Source organism: Streptomyces sp. NPDC052040, assembly GCF_044548405.1.
Taxonomy (GTDB): Bacteria; Actinomycetota; Actinomycetes; order Streptomycetales; family Streptomycetaceae; genus Streptomyces.
The window spans coordinates 484,950-503,061 of record NZ_JBIUBV010000002.1; the positions used below are offsets into that span (position 1 = coordinate 484,950).

Here is an 18,112-nt window from a genome sequence, read left to right on the forward strand (position 1 = left end):
GCGCGCGTGCTGCCAACCCGCCCCGGCGGGCCGCGGTCGCACAAAGCCACGACTCCGGGCGGGCTCCCGGCTCCCGGACCCCGGGCGGCCCCGGGGCGCGCTCGAGGACCACGCCCGACGGCCTGTGAACCTACGAGCAGTGCCCCTGGACGGGTCTACGACCTGGCCCCTGGACGGGTCTACGACCTGAAGGCTCCCGGATGCGTCTGTTCGCGTACCGACACGTACTGCTGGCGTACGGCCTGGCCCACGGCCAGCTCCTCGCCGGGCTCCAGGACCTGGGCCACCGCGCCCTGCCAGGCCGGCGGGTTGCGCGGGTCGAGGGTGCCCTGCGACACCCCGAGCGACCAGGCCGCCTGCCGGGCCGCGCCGATCGCCGCGTAGTCGGCGGACTGCACCACGACCACCTGCACCCCGAACAGCCCGGGCGCGGCGGCCTGGACGGCGGGCAGCTCCGCGGCGGCGCCCAGCAGAAAGACCCGCCGCACCTCCACCCCGCGTCCGCGCAGCACGTCCAGGGCGTCCGCGAGCCCGCACAGCATCCCCTCGAATGCGGCCCGCGCCAGGTGTTCGGGCTTCATCGACTCGCGCCGCAGCCCGGCCAGGGTGCCCGCGGTGTGCGGCAGACTCGGGGTCCGCTCGCCCTCCAGATAGGGCAGCAGCACCAGCCCGTGCGAGCCGGGCGTGGACTTCATGGCCAGCTCGGACAGCGACTCCAGGTCGGGCAGGCCGAGGAGTTCGGCGGTGCCGCGCAGGGTGCGCACGGCGTTGAGCGTGGTCACCACCGGGAGGTGCATGCCGGTCGCGTCCGCCAGCGAGGTGATCATTCCGCTGGAGTCGACGAGCGCCTCGGGGTGCACGGCCATCACGGACCCGGAGGCGCCCAGCGAGACGACCGCGTCGCCGAGCCCGATCCCGAGGCCCAGGGCGGCCGCCATGGTCTCGCCGCTGCCCGCGGAGATCAGCAGCCCCTCCGGTGTGGTGCCCGCCGCCTCCGAGGGGCCGAGCACCTCGGGAAGCACCGCCTGGTGGCCGAGCGCCAGCTCGACGAGGTCGGTGCGGTAGCTGCCGGTGGCCGCCGACCAGTACCCGGTCCCGGAGGCTCCACCGCGATCGGTGGTCCTGCGCAGGGGGCGCCCGAGCAACTGCCACACCAGCCAGTCGTGGGCCTGGAGCAGCAGGGCGGTGCGCCGCGCGTTCTCGGGTTCGGCCCGGGCCAGCCAGCGCAGTTTGGTCACCGGCTGCGCCGCCTGCGGCACGCTCCCCACGGCCTCGGCCCAGGCCTGCCGTCCGCCGAGCCCGTCGATGAGGTCGGCCGCCGCGGCCTGCGCCCGCCGGTCACCGCCGACCAGCGCGGGCCGCACGGTGGCGCCCTGGGCGTCCAGCGGAACCAGCGCGTTCTGCTGCGCCGAGACACCGATGGCCTGCACGCCCTCCAGCAGGCCGCCACCGGCGGCCTCCCCGAGGGACAGCAGCCAGGCCTGCGGATCGATGTCGGAGGGACGGGCCCCGCCCTCGGGGCTCTCCACCGGGTGCGGTGCATATCCCTGCCTGAGCACGGCTCCGGTGTCCGCGTCGCAGACGACGATACGAGTGAAATCGGGCGAACTGTCCAACCCGGCGACTATCCCCATGGCGGAAATTCTGCCGTATGGAGGGGGTCGTGCGTTGCCTCGGTGGAGGGTGGGCCGTCCCGCATGGCGAGGGCCCCGCTGCCGTGACGGCTGCGGGGCCCTGTGGGGCGCGAGTGGCGGACGGTGCGGGATGTGCCGGTGTGCTCACCTCGCCGCCGCTACGGCGGGTCTCAGGTGTTGCTGGTGCCCCAGTCGTCCGGGCCGCTGCCGTTGGTGTTCCGCTCCCGCAGCGAGCGCACCCGGCCCGCCACCGAGTCGGGCATCCGGTCGCCGACCTTCTCGCTCACCGCGTGGAACGCCTTGCCCGCGATCTCGCGCCCCTGGTGGGCCGCCGTCTCGGCGGTGTTGCGCACGGCCGGGTTCTGCGCGACCTGACGGGCCGACTTCTTCAGCTGCTCGTAACGTTCGCGTCCGGCTCGTGTGCCGAGCACATAGCCCAGGACCAGCCCGGCGGCGAACGTGAGCCGATAGCGCATGGCGGCCATCCTTCCCTTGCGTCTGCGTCGTCCCTCGGGTGGGCACCCGGCGCGGCGGGTACCGATTGGCGGAGCACCCCTCTGCTTGCGCTAATGTATGTGTCGCAGCGAGCGCGCGCCCCCTGGCGGATACCCGGGTGGGTGCGTTCGATGCAACGAGGCATTCCTCCGTAGCTCAATTGGCAGAGCAGCCGGCTGTTAACCGGCAGGTTACTGGTTCGAGTCCAGTCGGGGGAGCTCGGTCCTCCGTAGCTCAATTGGCAGAGCAGCCGGCTGTTAACCGGCAGGTTACTGGTTCGAGTCCAGTCGGGGGAGCGTCTGAAGAGGACCCCTCTGGGGTCCTTTTTCATGTCCGCAGGAACCGTCACGCCCGCGGCGGAGTCTTCAAGGTCACGTGTAGCCGACCATCCGAAGCAGGAGATCGTATGAGCGGCTATGCTGCGGCAGACGGCGCGCACACTTGTACGCGACGCGCCGCTACGGGGCGGTAGCTCAGCCGGTTAGAGCAGCGGACTCATAATCCGTCGGCCGTGGGTTCGAGTCCCACCCGCCCCACACTCACCTCTCCCAGGAGAAGCGTTTCCCTCTGCGTAAGCGCTCTGAACTGCGAAAAGGTGAGCCGGAAGGCCGCCATGCGTACCGTGGCGGCCTTCCGGCTCACCCTGCTCGAGGCCGTGAGAGGCCGGGTGGAGCCGGGACCGCCCAACTGCTCGCTGGCCGTTCTCTATCCGTTCGCGTGCTCGATCTGCTTCGAACGGGGTCCTGGATACGGTGAGTTGGCCGGCATCGGGGCATGAAGGAAGGGCCTCTCAGTAGCTCGCGGTTGTCGAGTCCAGCGAGAAGCAAGAGGCCCTGGTGTCGAAGTGTCGCGTGGACGTGGTTGCCGGGTCCAGTTGGTCCACTCCTGGGTGTGACCGACTCGCCCATCGGTTCGGGAACGCGGCCGACAGGCCAGAGCGCCGGCCCCGGTACGACTCGGACATGAGCGATATGGAGTGGGCGTCGGTGCGGGACCTGCTGCCGGTTCCGGGATGGCTGGCGGGCGGGCGGCCGGCGGGCTACTGCCACCGGCAGATGACCGACGCGGTGCGCTACCTCGTCGACAACGGCATCAAATGGTGGGCGATGCCCGCCGACTTCCCGCCCTGGCCGCGGGTGTACGCCTTCTTCGCACGCTGGCGGGATGCGGGGCTGGCGGCCGAGCTGCATGAGCGGCTGCGAGGCCGTCCGCGAGGCTGAGGGCCGCAGCGTGGAGCCCAGTGCTGTGGTCGTGGACCGGCAGTCGGTGAAGGCGGACGCCACGGTCGCCCTCGTTTCACGGGGATACGACGCCGGGAAGAAGATCAATGGGCGCAAGCGCCACGTGCTCACCGACACCCTCGGGCTCCTGCTGGCCGTGCTGGTCACGCCGGCTTCCACGACAGACCGGGACGCGGCCCGCATCCTGCTGCCCGCAGCAAAGAAGCACTTCCGGCGGCTGGCGCGCATCTGGGCCGACGGTGGATACACCGGCCACCTCACCGCGAGGCCGCACCAGCTGCGCACGCGGCCGCCCGGCGGGCCCGGCAGGCGGTTTTCCGCCCGCCTCCGTCCCCGGCGAGCACCCGCGACCAACGGCTGATCGCATCACGAAGATCTGAGGCTGTACAAGCCCATGTCCCGAGGGTAACGGTCATGCCAGGGGCGGAGCCGTTCGTAGGCGGCCGCTGCCGCGACGACTCGCTCGTCTGCCCAGCGGGGGCCGATGATCTGCATACCGACGGGGAGCCCGTCGAGGAACCCGGCCGGCACTGACACGACAGGCTCTCCCGTGTAGTTGAAAGGAACAGTCATGCACCAGCCGATGGTCCTCTCCACCGGAACGCCGCCGATGCGGGCCGGTCCGAGGGTGGATCCGTCGCCGGCGTTGGGAAGGGCATGAGGAGAACACGCCAGCGTGGGAGTGATCAGCAGGTCGAACTCCTTTTCCGTCCAGAGCCGGTAGAAGGCATCCACGATCTTGGCCTGGACGACTTCGAGGTTGCGGATGTGTCGCCCACTGACGGAGTCGCCCAGGTCGATCAGCTCTCGGAACTCAGGGGTCATCTTGTCGGCGTGCCGTCTCATGTCGATGCCGTTCTCCGCGAAGAAGTCGACGACGGATCCGGAGTACATCACCCCCATCAGCTCCCGCCACATACGTGACAGATCGTCCTGTGTGAGCGGGCGTTGTTGGTCCGGGGTCGGGCCGATCGTGATCCCGCCCAGGCCGACAGGGGTTTCCACGACCTCCGCACCGGCTTGCCGGAAGGTATGTGCCGCTTCGCGGACGAGGTTCATCACGTCCTGGTCGGCTGGGTAGAGATCGAGATCCGGGCTGAAGGCGATGCGCAGGCCCTCGGCGCCTCGGTTCAGAGCCCCGGACAGACGCGTCTGCCTGGGGACGCCGGTGGGATCCCCGATCCATGGTTGTGCCAGCACGTCGCCGAGCAGGGCGGCATCCGCGACGGTGCGTGTGATCGGGCCGGTGTGGAGGTAGGGGTTCACGGACAGCGGTGCCACGTTGGTGGGAACCTGGCCATGGGTGAGTTTCAGGCCGACAGTCGCCGTCTGGGCGGCCGGAATGCGGATGGAGCCGCCCGCATCGGTTCCCTGGGCAGCTGCGACCATGAAGGCGGCAGTTGCTGCTGCAGCCCCGCCGGATGATCCACCGGCGTTGATGCCGATACGGAAGGGGGTGGAGGTGTCGCCCCAAGCGGGGGAGGCGGTGGTGCCCTTGTGACCGAACTCAGGCGTCGCGGTCTTGCCCAGGGAGATCGCTCCCGCTTCCAGGAGCCGGTGTACGTGCTGGGACGGAGCATCGGGAATGAACTCGAAGTCCTCCGTGAAGATCCTTGAGCCGAAGGTGGTGCGGACGCCCGCCTCGAAGTCGCTCAGATCCTTGATGGCGATGGGTACGCCCTCCAAGGGGCGGGCGGTGCCGTCCCGATAGCGCCGAGTTGCCTCATCAGCGGCCTCGCGGGCGGCAGTGAAACGGGTGAGGACGAACGCGTTCAGATCCTCGTTGCCCTTCTCGATGCGGGCGATGCAGTCCTCGATCACCTGAACGGGACTGAGTGTCCCAGCGCGGAAGCACTGAAGGAGCTCGGTCGCGGGGAGGAAGATGCTCTCGCCGACCGGTACAACGCTCGCGGTCTGCCCGTACTCGTGTTGGACTGTCTCCTTGCCGTGGTGCAGGCCGCCGTTCTTATCCGCTCCCGCCGACGCCGATGGCGACGCCGGCATCTGTCCCTCCGTCATGGCAGCGTCACCACCTGTGCAGCATGCACCAGGCCCGCGCCGAAGCCGACCAGGAGGGCATGTCCCCCGGACAACCCGGCATCCATGGACAGCAGACTGTCCATGGCAAGCGGGATCGACGCCGCCGAGGTGTTGCCGGACTCGACGATGTCCTTGGCCACCACAACGTGAGGGGGCAGCTTCAGTGCCCTGGCTGCGACGTCCACGATCCTGGCATTGGCCTGGTGCGGAATGAACGCGGCAAGATCACCGGCATCGATGCCGGCGGCGTTCAGGGCCTGCCGGGAAATCTCCGGCACCTTCAGGGCTGCCCAGCGGAACACCTCCGGTCCGGCCATGCGCAGAACGGGCCAGGGGGCGTGCTGCTCCCGTGTCTCCAGCCAGCTCCGGTTGTGAGCGATCAGGCCGTGCCGGCTGCCGTCGGCTCCCCACACCACGGGGCCGATCCCCGGTGTGCCGGCCGGTCCTACGACGACCGCGCCTGCTCCGTCGCCGAAGATGAAGGCCGTCTGGCGGTCCGTACGATCCACGATGTCGGTCATCTTCTCTGAGCCGATGACCAGGACGTGGCCGACGGAGCCGGATCGCACGAGCGAGTCGGCCAGTGCCAGCGCGTAGCAGAATCCGGCGCAGGCGGCCCCGATGTCGGTGGCTGCCGCGGCGTCCGCGCCGATCAGGTGAGCGACGCGGGGAGCGGCGGCGGGCGCCTGTTCCAGGTGAGACATCGATGCAAGAAGAACCATGCCGATGTCCGTCGGGTCGATTCCCGCCTGGTCCATCGCCTTCGTGGCGGCCGCAGCTGCCATGGTGACGACGGTGTCGCCGTCCGTGGCGAAGCGTCGGCTGACGATGCCGGACCGCTGGCGTATCCACGCGTCGCTCGAATCGATGTGGGTGCTGATCTCGTCGTTGCCCACCAGCCGAGCAGGCCGGTAGGTGCCGATGCCGATGATGCGCGCTGCCGGCGCACCCTCCTGTGTGCGCAACGCGTCCGCCGTCATCGCGACGCCTCCGCGGATCCGGCCGGCGATGCGGCGACGGTGTCCAGGTCGCCGTTCTCGTATCGCTGCCGACATGCTCTTCGCTGCACTTTGCCGCTGGACGTCTTGGAGAGTGTGCCGCGGCGGACGATGAGGACGACGTCTGCCTCCAGGCCGTGATTCTGGCGGATCGCCTCGTGTATTCGCTCGCGCAGCTCCGCCGGGCCGCCAGTGCTCCTCAGCACCCTGCCGTCCGCTTCGACCACCACCACGAGTCGTTCCTCGGCTCCGTCGTCGACGGAGAAGGCTGCGGCACAGTTGGGGTGCAGGCCGGGTGCTGCGGACTCGGCGGACAGCTCGATGTCCTGGGGATAGTAGTTCCGGCCCTTGCGGATCACCATGTCCTTGATGCGCCCGGTGATGTACAGCTCTTCATCACGCAGGAAGCCGAGGTCCCCGGTACGCAGATACGTCCCTTCGTCGGCATCGTCCGGGGCGTGGATCCGGGCACGGAAAGTCTCCTCGCTCAGCTTGGGGCGGCCCAGATATCCCGGGGAGACGCACGGGCCGCTGATCCAGATCTCACCGGTCCGGTCGGGTGGGCAGAGTGCGTGGGTGGCTGGGTCCACGATGCGTACACGTGTTCCGAGGACGGGTATACCGCTGCTGACTACGGCAGTTGCGCCGCTCTCGCACGCTTCGGCCGGCTCGACCCGGCCTTCGCCCAGCGCCCGGGCGGACAGCCACAACGGGGCGGGTACGTGATCCTGCGGACTGCCAGTGGCCTTGAGGGTGTTCTCAGCCAGCCCGTAGCCCGGGGCCATGGCCCGGGGGGCGAAGCCGTACGCTGCGAACTTCTCGGTGAACGAGCGGATGGTCCCCCAGCGGACTGGCTCGGCACCGTTGACGGCGACCCGCCAGCTGGAGAGATCGCCGACGTCAGTCGTCCTGCCCTCCTCGGCGGCGCGCACGCAGAGCTCATAGGCGAAACTGGGGGCCGCGGCGTGGGTGCCCCGGAACCGGGAGATTGCCTCCAGCCAGCGGGCGGGCCTGCGAATGAAGGCGTCCGGGGCCATCAGGTAGGACGGCACTCCCGCCCAGAGGGGGAGAACCACGCCGAACAGCATCCCCATGTCGTGGAAGAGCGGCAGCCAGGAAACCATGGTCCCGTCCGGCTTGCTGGGCCAGAGCTCGTCTGTTTCGACCACGTTGCTCAGGAAGTTGGCGTGGGTGACGATCACGCCCTTGGGGTCTCCCGTGGAGCCCGAGGTGTACTGGAGTAGGGCAGCGCCCTCGGGGCGCAGGGTGGGAATCCTGTACGGGGGACGGCCGGCCCATGGTGATCGAGTCGGTGTCTCGGTGTCGATCAAGGTCAGCCCGGCGAGTTCCGGGGAGTCGCCGAAGCGGTCTTCGAGGTCGCGCTTGATCTCGCCCGTGGTGAGAACAGTGGTCGTGCCGGCATCGTCCGCGATACGGCGCAGCCGCTCGAGCCCCTGACGGCGGCGGGGAACCTGAACGGGGGCGCCGAGCACGCTCGCGTACATACAGCCGATCAGTGTTCGGATGAACTCCAGCCCGGAGGGGAAGAGAAGGACAACGTTCTTCCCGTGCAGGCCGGCCCTCTCGAAAGCAGCAGCCCTCAGCCGTGCCGCGTCGTCGAGTTCTCGGTAGGTGATGGATTCCTCGGGGTCCTCGCCGCTGCGTAGAAAGGTGTAGGCGGTCCGGTCGGGCTGCTGCTCGCTGTGCAGGAGCAATGCCTCTGGCAGGGTTTTGATCCCGGCCATGGTCGAGTTGTGGTCGGTGGGCGTCACAGGTCAGCACTCCCTGGCTCAGTAGAGGATTGAAGAAAGATGGGCGCCGGCCGGTTCGTTGTAGAGCCCGGTGCTCATCAGATTCATGAGCTGATTGACCTTGAGACCGTGTCGCAGACACCACTGGAGCAGGGCGCTGTTGCGGGCGGGGACAAGGATGCCCGGGCCGCCGAACGCCGGGGCCGCCATAATGAGGGCTCTGATGTCTTCCGTGCTCTCACCAACCGCGTGACCGAAGAACGAAAGGTCCGTGGCGTAACCCGTGATCCGCCCATCGTGTTCGGTGACGCGGGCCGTGCCCGCCTTGAGAGCATCGAGGACCTCGCCGGCCCGGTGTATCCCGTGCACCTTCCGGCACACCTCATTGCACGCGTCCAGGTCCGCTTCCGTCGCGCACCGTACGCCGTACCCCGGCACGGTCCCACCGATCGGCGGCCCCTGCAGGCAGACCAGAGCCTCACGGAATTCGAAGCCGAGATGGCCCGCGTAGATACCGAAGGTCCGTGCGTGGTAGGCGTTCTGCACCAGTCGCACGCCCGGCCCGTTGTGCTCGGCCGCCCGTTCCATGACGCCCTGTATGAGCGCGCGTCCAACGCCGCCCGCCTGGACGGCAGGGTCCACGCTGAGTGGCCCGGGGGCGACGATGGGGGATCGCTCGTCGAGGAAGTTGCTGCCGACGATCCGGCCGTCGAGCTCGGCGACAACACTGTGGATGCCCGGATGGTTCAGCAGTATCTCGAACGCCCCGGTGGCGGCTTCTTGGCTGGGAATGTCGGGGGGAAAGCCATGCTCGCGGGCGATCCTCGAGAATGCTTCAAAACATATCCTGGCGCACTCCGCAACATCGCCGGCGGTCCCAGGGCGCAGGACGGGATTCATATTGTCTCTCCTATTGGGTCGGATGCGGTGCATGAAGCCGACCGCTTCTCGGGGCGGAAGAGCCCCATTGGATCGATGACGGACTGAGCCAGGTCGCGGAAAGCTGAGTGAAGGAATGTGCTGGCCAGCCGGATTCACTTCGGGCCGTACACGCATGGGGCGTCAGCGAGCGGGAGATCAGACCCGAGGGGGGATTGTGCCCCGGCTCCGGTGCAGCTCGGCGACCTGGAAGGCCAGGTCGAGGGACTGCTGGCGGTTGAGCCGCGGGTCGCAGGCGGACTCGTAGCGCTGGTCGAGGTCGCAGAGCCGCACTGCGGAGCCGCCGCCGACGCACTCGGTGACGTCGTCGCCGGTGAGTTCGATGTGGATGCCGCCGGGGTGGCCGCCGAGCCCGAGGTGGACCTCGAAGAAGCCGCGGACCTCGTCGAGGATGTCGTCGAAGCGGCGGGTCTTGTGGCCGCTGGGCGCCTCGAAGGTGTTGCCGTGCATCGGGTCGCAGATCCAGGCGGGCTGTCGGCCCTCGGCGGCGACCTTGGTCACCAGGTCGGGCAGGACGGCGCGGATGTTTTTCGCACCCATGCGGGTGATGAGGGTGATCCGGCCGGGTTCGCCCTCCGGGTCCAGCTTGTCGAGCAGGGCGAGGGCTTCGTCGGGTGTGGCGGTCGGGCCGAGCTTGACGCCGATGGGGTTGCGGATCCGGGAGGCGAACTCGACGTGGGCGCCGTCGAGCTGGCGGGTTCGCTCACCGATCCAGATCATGTGCCCGGAGACGTCGTAGGGCAGCCCGGTACGGGCGTCGGTGCGGGTAAGGGCGGCCTCATAGTCCAGCAGCAGAGCCTCGTGGCTGGCGAAGATCTCGGCGGAGTGGAACTCTGCCGGGTCGGCGCCGCAGGCGGCCAGGAAGCTCAGCGCGTCGTCGATGCCCTGGGCGAGCTTCTCGTAGCGCTCGCCGAACGGCGAACCGGCGACGAAGTCCCGGTTCCACTCGTGCACCTGGCGCAGGTCGGCGTACCCCCCGGAGGTGAAGGCGCGGATCAAGTTCAGGGTGGCAGCGGAGGAGTGGTACATCCGCTTGAGCCGCTCCGGGTCGGCGATGCGGGCTTCAGGGGTGAAGGCGGCCCCGTTGACGGCGTCGCCCCGGTAGACAGGCAGTTCGGCTCCGCCGCGGACCTCGGTTGACGTGGAGCGGGGCTTGGCATACTGGCCCGCGATGCGCCCGATCTTCACTACGGGCACAGAGCCGGCATAGGTCAGGACGGCTGCCATCTGGAGCAGGGTGCGGACCTTGGCGCGGACCTGGTCGGCGGTGACGGTGTCGAAGGTCTCGGCGCAGTCGCCGCCCTGGAGAACGAATGCCTCGCCGCGGGCGACGGCAGCGATCCGCTCGCGAAGCCGGTCGCATTCACCGGCGAAGACCAGGGGCGGGTAGGAGGAGAGTTCGGCTACCGCAACGGCGAGCGCCTGCGAGGCGGGCCAGTCGGGTTGCTGGGCCGCGGGCCGCAATCGCCAGGAGTCGTCTGCCGTGACGTGTTGGGCGGGGGACATGTGTGCTGTCTCCATCAGTTGCGGTCGGAAGAGGGCTCGAATACGGGGCCCTCGGCGGAACTCCTGCGGCTTGCCCGGGATCCGGGGGCTTCCCCGGGACCGGCTGCGGGGTGCCGGTCGGGCTGGTCAGCGTGCCCCGTAGGGGTTGTCGATCACCACGCGCCAGGTCCCGTCGGGCTGCCTGCGGAACAGTTCCGCCGCGTGTCCTTCCGTCCGGGTGACGGTGCCGTCGGCGGCTGCCACGTCGAGTTGCCAGTGGGTGCTGCTCTGGGCGACGCTCCCGTTGACGACGACCGTGACGGCGAGGGTGCGCACGGCAGGCCTCATGGCCAGCATCCCGGCGAAGAACGCCCGGAGTTCGTCGGTGCCGCGGTGCGTTCGACCGGCCTCGTCAACCATGACGGCGTCGGGCTCGTACAGGGCGAGCAGCCCGTCGAGGTCGCCGGAATTGCATCGCTCGTTGAAGACGTGGCTGATCACCAGCGGATCGGTGATCGGCGCCGCAGCCGGTACGCCCGGCCCGGTCGCGGAGTGGAGAGGGGTGGTCACTGGCTCTTCCTTCCTTGCACGGGGGGCCGAGGGCCGGGGAAGGCGCCGTCCACGGCGTCGAGGATCCGCTCCCGGCCGCGGCCGTCGACGGTCTGCCAGGCACGCTCGGCCAGTTGCGCCCGCCGGCCGGGGTCGGCGAGCAGGGCCCGTACCCGCTGTGCCATGGCCGCCGGACGGGCGAGCACCTCGTCGAGGACGCCGAGGCCTTCTGCGCATCCGTGGGAAACCGCTCCCCGGTAGACGGGCGCCTGGTTGTCGACGGCCTGGATCAGCGCTGCAGCCACTCCCAAGCAGCACAGCTCGATCGTGGTGGTCCCGGCCGCGCTGACCACCAGGTCCATCCCTGCCATCGCCACCGGCAGGGCGGGCGTGGGCGCGATGACGTCCACCCGCTGCCCCGGGCCTGCCGCCAAGGCCCGTACGCCCGCCGCGTCCATGGTCACCACGGACAGGTGAATCTCCGGGATCTGTGCCAGCAGGGCCCGGGTCAGAGCCAGCGTGGCACCGAGGGCGTCGGTGCCGCCGAGGACCAGCAGCACCTTGGGCACCGGAGCCGGTGTTGCCGCCCAGCGGAGCGCACGCCGGGAAGGGTGGGCAGGGCGTAGCACCCTGACGTCGTCGCGGACGACGGCAAAGGACGGACCTCGGAGCAGCACCGCCCCGTCTGCGGACGGCGGGGCGGTGCGGTCCGCGCCGATGTTCTGGTCGTACAGCACATCGGCGCGCGCGTGCCGCACCTCCCCGTCGTAGGCTGCCAGGACCGGAGCGACTTCGGCCGCCGCGTGATAGTGCTCCTCCGGCAGGTGGTAGGCGTCGATGACCACGGCCTCGGGCGCCAGTTCCCTCAGACGGCGGCCGAAGTCCGCAGGGGCGTGCGGGGCGCCGGTGAGGGTGAGCGGCGACATGGCCAGGATCTTCGTCAGCCACGGCACCTCGCAGGCGCCCAGCAGGACGGGGCTCATTCCGCGTGCCGCTGCTTCTTCGGCCAGCGCGAGGCAGCGCACGACGTGCCCCGTGCCCATCCGGGCTGTGGCGTCGGCGCGCAGCGCCAGTACTCGCCCGGCTGTCATGTCAGGTCCTCCGGGACCGGCTCTGCGTGGATCTGCCGCCAGTGATCGCTGATCATGGGTTCCAGACTCGTGTGCTGCGGTGTCCAGCCCAGCTGTTCCCTTGCCGCCGAGGCGTCTGCGACGGAGTACGACACCTCGTTGGGGTGGCCCGGGAGGTGGTCGACTGCGATGGTGCGTCCGGTGACCTTCTGTGCGGTGCCGATGACCTCACGCACGCTGGCCGGGACGGCGCCGATGTTGTAAGTCTGCGCCGTCCCTTCGGACGCGGCGCCCAGTGCCAGCCGGACAGCGTCGACCACGTCGGACACGTGGACGAAGTCCCTGATGGCGCTGCCGTCTCCGTGGATCCGGAGCGTCCGCCCGTGCGCTGCGCATTCCAGCACCTGGGCGATCAGCGAATCGCGGTCAGGACCTCTGCCTGAGGGGGCGAGCCCGGCCGCATTGAACAGCCGGAGGGTGACGGCACCGACGGCTCCTGTCCGGGCGTAGCTCTCGACCGCGTGCTCGGCGGCGAGCTTGGTGCGGCCGTACACCCCCGTGGGAAGGACCGCGTCGGTCTCACGCAGCGGCTGCCCCCGCCCGGCGCCGTAGACGGCGGCGCTGGACAAAGACACCATGCGGATGGGGCGGCCGGTGCGCCTGTACTCCGCGGCCATCGCGTCCAGCAAATTGACGGTGCCTAGGACATTGGTCCGGTAGTAGTGGCCCACGGCGTGGGGCGACCGCACCCGCATCAGTGCCGCCAAGTGACACACCGCCTCAGTTCCGGAGAGCACGCGGCCGATCGCTTCGGAATCGGCCAGGTCCGCGGTACAGGCCAGGACACCGGCCGGCCAGTCGGCCCGGCCGGTCCTGGACAGTGCCACCACGTCCATCCCGGCGGCCGCCAGGTCGGCGACGACGCCGAGCCCCAGGTACCCGGTTGCACCGGTCACCACAATGCGCACGACGGCCGTCACACACCCGCACTCGCGAGCTCGCGAGCGATGAGGCCGAGCCACAGCACATACTCGAGCGACATGTCCAGGTCGTACCAGAGCAGGTCGGTCGTCTCGTCCCAGTCGGCCAGGCCGGCCCACTTCTGCCGTGTCCACACGCCCTGGGCGTCCTGGTTGCTCACGATCAGATCGGCGACCCGGAGGGCGAGTTCGGCGAAGCGCCGCTCGCCCGTCACCCGGTACAGCATCGCGGCGCTCAGTCCCACCTTGCCGCACGAGGGGGCAGTCAGCGCATCCGGGTTGCACGACTGGGCCATGCAGTCGATGTAGTCCCTCGCCAGCTTCAGATGCCGGTCGTCGCCGGTCTTCTCGTGGAGCGCGGTGAGGAACACGGCCGGGGCGCCCAGGAACCACCAGTCCTGCCCCGGACTCCGCACCTCCAGGCGGTGAGCGCCGTCGGCGGTCAGCAACTCGCCCTCGGCGGTCATCGACGTGTGGAAGACCGTGGCACGGTCGGGCTGACGCTCCCATACGGCGGTCAGGAATGCGGCTGCGGCCAGGGCCACTTCATGCTTTCCGTGGTACAGCGCGGCGAGCCCGCTGATGCTGGTCGAGACGGTGTCGCAGCGCCCGTCGCCGGAGCGCGGTCCCGTCGAGCGGAATCCGCCGTGCACGGGGTTCTGCATCGAGGCGATGAAGGACATGAGCCGGCCTGACAGGTCGAACTGGCCGAGCAGGTGGGTTCCGATGGCCAGGTAGCCGTTGGCGTACAGGTAGTGGATGTCGAGGAAGTAGGGCTCCTCGCGCGGTGCCGGGACGTCCCCGTCGGTGACGAGACGCGACCGTACATGGGCGGCCAGACGCGCCGCTTCCACAGCTTTTCCGGCGCACTGAAGCGCCCATATGCCCTTGTAGCTGGACTCGATCACGTCGCGCGACGATGCCAGAGCACCGTCCGGACGCTGGAGCCGGGCGAGCCGCGCGCCTCCGCGCGCCGCAGCCGCCTCATAGGTCTTGATGCGCTGTTCGATGAGCTGTTCCATCTCGGTGTCTCCATGAGTCATGTGAAAGCGACGCATTGGCCCGTCGCGGCGATGCACGCAGTGATGTCCCGACCCGGCCGGTGCGCGCGTCAGGCAATGAGCCGCTGGATCTCCTCCACCGACAGCCATTGCTCGTTGGTGTCGGACCGGTAGCAGAATCCGTCCGGAAGACGGCCGGCCCCCGTCAGGTCCTCGTCGCGGACGCCGCACTGCGGCAGCATGACGTACCGCTCGCCACGCTGGAACGTCCGGACGGCGTCGACGGTCGAGATCATCTCCTCGTGCAGCTTCTCGCCCGGCCGCAGACCGACCTCGTGCGTGGGCGCGCCCGGCGCGACGGCTTCCACCAGGTCCACCACGCGCATGCTCGGGATGCGCGGGACGAAGAGCTCAGACCCCTGCATGAGGGCGAACGAGTCGACGATGAAGTCCACTGCCTGGTCCAGCGTGATCCAGAACCTGGTCATGCGTTTGTCGGTTATCGGCAGGGACTGGCCCTCGGCCGCCAGGCGGCGGAAGAACGGGACCACCGAGCCGCGGCTGCCCAGGACATTGCCGTAGCGGACCACGCAGAACGCGGTCCCCTGGTTGTGCGGGTCCAGGTTGGCGGAGGTGAACAGCTTGTCCGCGCAGAGCTTGCTGGCACCGTAGAGATTGACCGGGCTCGAGGCCTTGTCCGTGGACAAAGCCACCACCTTGCGCACTCCGGCGGCGACGGCCGCGTCGATCACGTTCTGCGAACCGATCACATTGGTGCGTACGTATTCGAATGCATTCATCTCTGCCGTGTCTACCTGCTTGAGTGCTGCGGCGTGCACCACGAAGTCGACACCGTGCATGGTCTGGCACAGTCGTTCGCGGTCCCGGATGTCGCCGATCACCCAGCGAAGGCGCGGGTCGTGACCGAAGTGCTGCCGCAGTTCGAACTGCTTGAGCTCGTCACGGGAGTAGACGATGACGGAACGCGGCCCGAGTTCGTTCAGGGCGCGCTCGATGAACCTTCTCCCCAGGGAACCTGTCGCTCCGGTGATCAGGATGACGCTGTCGGTGAATTCACTCGCTGACACACTTACCTCGGTTTGGATTTCCGTGAGCACGCGGAAGCGTGACACGTGGCTGGGACGGCGGAACGCAGGAAGAAGCACTACTGATGGTTGTCGGCGGAGTTACCGGATGACCGCCTTGGTCCGCATCAGGAATTCACCCAGGTATCCATCGTGCGGGACTCCGGGCCGTGTCCAGGTCGTCGGGTTGTCCCCGAGGTACAGGTTGGTGACGGTCGGTTCCCCCAGCAGGCTCTCGATCAGGCCCCGATCCTCGGTCATTGCGGTCACGACCAGGGACTGCTTCAGCGGCGTGATCCCGTCCTGCCGTGTCCACGGGCCCACCCATACGCAGGGAAAGGGCAGCTCGACATCGAGCTGAGGCGCGCTCGACGAGGACACTTCGTGCACGGCGGGACGCAGAACGGCACCGCCTGCGGACAGTTCGTCGACGATGGAGTCCCCGCCGAGCCACGGCCGGGTTCCTTCGGCGACCGTGTGCAGGTGCTGGTCGACCCTTTCGGCCTGTTCGCGAGGCTGCACGGTCAGAACGGCCGACGGGTCGTCGGCAGGCAGGCTCGGTATCCGGGACAGCCGGGCCGCCAGGGCTGCTGCAAGCGGCGCGGGGTCGCCCTCGACGAGGACCGCGGTGGTGCAGATGCAGGCCGTACCGCCGAGGTGACTCACCGCGTCCGCTATCAGGTCGACCTTGTCGCGCCAGTCGACGTCCTTGGTGACCAGGATTTTGGACCGCCCGGGGCCCTGCGGGAGCACCCGCGGACTGCCGGAGTATTTGTCGGCCACGTCCTGGCCGCCGTAGACCATGGCGTAGTCCGCCTCGGCGATGAGCACATCCGCCGTCTGATGGTCGGTGGGCAGCAGTGCCACGACGTCGTCGCCGAAGCCCGCTTCGCGCAGGGCCGAGACCAGGCGGAACGCGGTGAACGGCTCACGGTTCGAGGGCCGTACGGCGACCTTGTAACCCAACGCCAGGGCCTCTGGCCACAATCCGTGTACCGCGGGGGTGTTGCCGGAGGCGAGAACGGCGAACACATCGCCCTTGCGGGTCCACACCGCCGAGCCGCTCTGCGTCCTTGCGTCGTCCCAATCGGCGACGGCCCCCACCGGCATGGCGAGCCCGGCAGTACGCCGCAGGGCGCGCAGCGTGCCGGCGACACCCGCGGCCGATTCCCGGACGACGCGGAGCGGTACCCCCGAGGTACGCGACACCATGCGGGCGTACTGGTCCGCATCCATGCCGCCGACCGTGCCTTGCAGATAGACCTCGGCAGCCTTCTCCAGCATGGCGAAACGGTCGCTCGCCCGTGGGGAGACCGCTTCGCGCAGGGCCGTCATCGTGCGCCGTACATACAGTGGGGACACCAGGCTGATCTCGCCGGCCTTCTCGCCCGACACACGTGTGATGTTCATGCGCCGCCGGGTGCGGTAGATGCCATCCGCGCCGAGCGCGTCGACATGGACCGGTTCCGGCATCAGTACACGCCTTCGATCACCGCGACGCCCCCGAATGCGGCCACCGGGCCGACGGCGGCCACCGACGATCCGATCACGCCCTTCGGCGGCTCGATGCGTGTCGCCATGTCGCGCTCAAGGTTGTTCGGCAGCAACGCGTACTTCGTGACATGACTCATCACGACCTGACCGCGTTCCCCGAACCCGACCTCTTCGCCCGTCTCCGGATCGACGACGCGGAAGAAGATGTACGGCGAGAAGGGATCGCAGATGGGATTCCCGTCGAATTCCTCGCCGCGGCGCTCCTTCGTGCCGCCGAGGATGGTTGTGCTCCCGTAGATTCCGAGCAGCGGAACACCGGGGAAGACCTTCGTGCGCAGCAGTTCCCTCGTGTCGGCGTCCATCTGAGCGCCGGACCAGACGATGGCCCGCACCGAAGCGTTGATCAAGTCCACCAGGTCGGTGCGGCGTGCGAAGCGCTCCAGCAGGGCAGGGGTGGTGGCCAGCACGCCGACGTCCTGGGTTCGCAGGATGTGCGCCGCCTGATCGACGATGTGCTCGGCATAGGCATCCGCGTCCTCCGCCCGCCCCTGGGAAACGAGAATCTTCACCCATCGGGGATCCAGATCCACGGTGAACTTCACACCACCGCACCGGCGTGCCCAACGGGTCGTCACCTCCCCGAACATGTGGGGCCCGGACGGCACCACGGCCAGCGTGTTCAGCGGCCGCCCCGCCGCCGCGACGATCCCGTCCAGCCGGTCGTCCCAGGCCAGGTGCGTATCGAGCCACTCGTCGAACATGACGAACCGCTTGGGTGCGCCCGTGGTGCCGCTGCTCTCATAGATTCCGGCGATCTTCGGACGCGGCCCCAGGCCGCGCGGAATCAGGTCTTCGACCGGGGTGCTGCGGAACTCCTCGATGACATTGGGAAATCTCGCCAGATCGGCGACGCCGCCCACTTCGGTGAGGGGGTCGAATTCGAGCCCGGCCGCCCGGCGCAGCCAGAATGGGGAACCGGTCTCAGGACGGAAATGCCACTGCATGAGCTTACGTACATAAGCATCAGGATCGATCCCGGACGTGTCCGTCGTCAGGTCGAGTATAGAGAATGACATGGATCCCTAAGTGAATAGCTTCTGCGCAAACAAGGAACGCGGGTCGCCCGGATAGGGAGCAGCCCCCGTCGACGAACGTATCAGGAATGAAACAGGCACCCATCGGCCAAAAGTTGACGCACTTTGGCCTGAACGCGGGTCAGGTCGGCCAGCGATTCCTCGGGGTGGGCCCGGTATGTACGCGGGGCGGCGGAAGGCGGCTGGACGGTAGTCGGGGACCGGGTCGGCATGGTGACAGTCGAAGGCCCCCGCCTCGCGGCGGGGGCCTTCGACC

General features: G+C 68.9%; 17 protein-coding genes and 3 tRNA genes. 6 read left to right on the forward strand and 14 right to left on the reverse strand.

The features are described 5' to 3' along the window. Positions 1 to 179: 179 nt before the first annotated feature. Positions 180 to 1,634 (reverse strand): FGGY family carbohydrate kinase, encoded by a 1,455-nt coding sequence (locus ACIHAA_RS08230; protein ID WP_399814424.1) that lies wholly within the window; start codon positions 1,632 to 1,634, stop codon positions 180 to 182. Between the two features lie 170 nt (positions 1,635 to 1,804). Beyond that, the gene (locus ACIHAA_RS08235) at positions 1,805 to 2,110 is read right to left on the reverse strand and encodes a YtxH domain-containing protein (RefSeq protein ID WP_399814425.1); all 306 of its coding nucleotides are present in this window, start codon (positions 2,108 to 2,110) and stop codon (positions 1,805 to 1,807) included. 164 nt (positions 2,111 to 2,274) lie between these two features. Here ACIHAA_RS08235 and ACIHAA_RS08240 point away from each other — a divergent pair. From ACIHAA_RS08240 to ACIHAA_RS08265, 6 genes are all read left to right on the forward strand, one after another. Then, a tRNA-Asn gene (locus ACIHAA_RS08240) sits at positions 2,275 to 2,347 on the forward strand. Positions 2,348 to 2,352: 5 nt separating this feature from the next. After that, a tRNA-Asn gene (locus ACIHAA_RS08245) sits at positions 2,353 to 2,425 on the forward strand. A 166-nt stretch (positions 2,426 to 2,591) separates the two neighbouring features. Then, positions 2,592 to 2,665: transfer RNA gene (locus ACIHAA_RS08250), tRNA-Ile, on the forward strand. Between the two features lie 77 nt (positions 2,666 to 2,742). After that, entirely contained in the window at positions 2,743 to 2,907 is a 165-nt protein-coding gene (locus ACIHAA_RS08255) for a hypothetical protein (protein ID WP_399814427.1), read from the forward strand. A gap of 184 nt (positions 2,908 to 3,091) precedes the next feature. Continuing rightward, entirely contained in the window at positions 3,092 to 3,349 is a 258-nt protein-coding gene (locus ACIHAA_RS08260; protein ID WP_399814429.1) for a transposase, read from the forward strand. A gap of 10 nt (positions 3,350 to 3,359) precedes the next feature. After that, positions 3,360 to 3,731 (forward strand): transposase, encoded by a 372-nt coding sequence (locus ACIHAA_RS08265; RefSeq protein ID WP_399814431.1) that lies wholly within the window; start codon positions 3,360 to 3,362, stop codon positions 3,729 to 3,731. 5 nt (positions 3,732 to 3,736) lie between these two features. Here ACIHAA_RS08265 and ACIHAA_RS08270 read toward each other — a convergent pair whose 3' ends face one another. The 12 genes from ACIHAA_RS08270 to ACIHAA_RS08325 form a co-directional block, all read right to left on the reverse strand. Further along, a complete protein-coding gene (locus ACIHAA_RS08270) occupies positions 3,737 to 5,389 on the reverse strand; it encodes an amidase (RefSeq protein ID WP_399814433.1) in 1,653 nt (550 codons plus the stop codon). After that, entirely contained in the window at positions 5,386 to 6,390 is a 1,005-nt protein-coding gene (locus ACIHAA_RS08275) for a beta-ketoacyl-ACP synthase 3 (protein ID WP_399814435.1), read from the reverse strand. Before ACIHAA_RS08275 ends, ACIHAA_RS08270 begins: the two co-directional genes overlap by 4 nt. Next, a complete protein-coding gene (locus ACIHAA_RS08280) occupies positions 6,387 to 8,180 on the reverse strand; it encodes a fatty acyl-AMP ligase (RefSeq protein WP_399814437.1) in 1,794 nt (597 codons plus the stop codon). Before ACIHAA_RS08280 ends, ACIHAA_RS08275 begins: the two co-directional genes overlap by 4 nt. 18 nt (positions 8,181 to 8,198) lie before the next feature. Further along, positions 8,199 to 9,059 carry a GNAT family N-acetyltransferase gene (locus ACIHAA_RS08285; RefSeq protein ID WP_399814439.1) on the reverse strand — a complete coding sequence of 287 codons (861 nt, stop codon included), beginning with the start codon at positions 9,057 to 9,059 and terminating at the stop codon, positions 8,199 to 8,201. A 177-nt stretch (positions 9,060 to 9,236) separates the two neighbouring features. Continuing rightward, positions 9,237 to 10,604 carry a class II 3-deoxy-7-phosphoheptulonate synthase gene (locus ACIHAA_RS08290; RefSeq protein ID WP_399814440.1) on the reverse strand — a complete coding sequence of 456 codons (1,368 nt, stop codon included), beginning with the start codon at positions 10,602 to 10,604 and terminating at the stop codon, positions 9,237 to 9,239. 126 nt (positions 10,605 to 10,730) lie between these two features. Further along, entirely contained in the window at positions 10,731 to 11,153 is a 423-nt protein-coding gene (locus ACIHAA_RS08295) for a YybH family protein (RefSeq protein ID WP_399814441.1), read from the reverse strand. Continuing rightward, a complete protein-coding gene (locus ACIHAA_RS08300; RefSeq protein ID WP_399814443.1) occupies positions 11,150 to 12,223 on the reverse strand; it encodes a PseG/SpsG family protein in 1,074 nt (357 codons plus the stop codon). The genes ACIHAA_RS08295 and ACIHAA_RS08300 overlap by 4 nt, the downstream gene beginning before the upstream one ends. Beyond that, a complete protein-coding gene (locus ACIHAA_RS08305; protein ID WP_399814445.1) occupies positions 12,220 to 13,170 on the reverse strand; it encodes an NAD-dependent epimerase/dehydratase family protein in 951 nt (316 codons plus the stop codon). The genes ACIHAA_RS08300 and ACIHAA_RS08305 overlap by 4 nt, the downstream gene beginning before the upstream one ends. Before the next feature lie 8 nt (positions 13,171 to 13,178). Next, on the reverse strand, positions 13,179 to 14,204 hold the full coding sequence (locus ACIHAA_RS08310) for a hypothetical protein (protein WP_399814447.1): 1,026 nt from the start codon (positions 14,202 to 14,204) through the stop codon (positions 13,179 to 13,181). 89 nt (positions 14,205 to 14,293) lie between these two features. Next, on the reverse strand, positions 14,294 to 15,271 hold the full coding sequence (pseB, locus tag ACIHAA_RS08315; protein WP_399814449.1) for a UDP-N-acetylglucosamine 4,6-dehydratase (inverting): 978 nt from the start codon (positions 15,269 to 15,271) through the stop codon (positions 14,294 to 14,296). Positions 15,272 to 15,370: 99 nt separating this feature from the next. Then, positions 15,371 to 16,741, reverse strand: a complete 1,371-nt coding sequence (locus ACIHAA_RS08320) for an aldehyde dehydrogenase family protein (RefSeq protein ID WP_399814451.1) — start codon at positions 16,739 to 16,741, stop codon at positions 15,371 to 15,373. Next, a complete protein-coding gene (locus tag ACIHAA_RS08325) occupies positions 16,741 to 17,838 on the reverse strand; it encodes an AMP-binding protein (protein ID WP_399814453.1) in 1,098 nt (365 codons plus the stop codon). The genes ACIHAA_RS08320 and ACIHAA_RS08325 overlap by 1 nt, the downstream gene beginning before the upstream one ends. Positions 17,839 to 18,112 lie beyond the last annotated feature (274 nt).

Coding starts and splice junctions, on each gene's coding strand:
- ACIHAA_RS08230 (WP_399814424.1), bottom strand. CDS start 1,634: ATGGGGATAGTCGCCGGGTTGGACAGTTCGCCCGATTTCACTCGTATC.
- ACIHAA_RS08235 (WP_399814425.1), bottom strand. CDS start 2,110: ATGCGCTATCGGCTCACGTTCGCCGCCGGGCTGGTCCTGGGCTATGTG.
- ACIHAA_RS08255 (WP_399814427.1), top strand. CDS start 2,743: ATGCGTACCGTGGCGGCCTTCCGGCTCACCCTGCTCGAGGCCGTGAGA.
- ACIHAA_RS08260 (WP_399814429.1), top strand. CDS start 3,092: ATGAGCGATATGGAGTGGGCGTCGGTGCGGGACCTGCTGCCGGTTCCG.
- ACIHAA_RS08270 (WP_399814433.1), bottom strand. CDS start 5,389: ATGACGGAGGGACAGATGCCGGCGTCGCCATCGGCGTCGGCGGGAGCG.
- ACIHAA_RS08275 (WP_399814435.1), bottom strand. CDS start 6,390: ATGACGGCGGACGCGTTGCGCACACAGGAGGGTGCGCCGGCAGCGCGC.
- ACIHAA_RS08285 (WP_399814439.1), bottom strand. CDS start 9,059: ATGAATCCCGTCCTGCGCCCTGGGACCGCCGGCGATGTTGCGGAGTGC.
- ACIHAA_RS08290 (WP_399814440.1), bottom strand. CDS start 10,604: ATGTCCCCCGCCCAACACGTCACGGCAGACGACTCCTGGCGATTGCGG.
- ACIHAA_RS08300 (WP_399814443.1), bottom strand. CDS start 12,223: ATGACAGCCGGGCGAGTACTGGCGCTGCGCGCCGACGCCACAGCCCGG.
- ACIHAA_RS08310 (WP_399814447.1), bottom strand. CDS start 14,204: ATGGAACAGCTCATCGAACAGCGCATCAAGACCTATGAGGCGGCTGCG.
- ACIHAA_RS08320 (WP_399814451.1), bottom strand. CDS start 16,741: ATGCCGGAACCGGTCCATGTCGACGCGCTCGGCGCGGATGGCATCTAC.
- ACIHAA_RS08325 (WP_399814453.1), bottom strand. CDS start 17,838: ATGTCATTCTCTATACTCGACCTGACGACGGACACGTCCGGGATCGAT.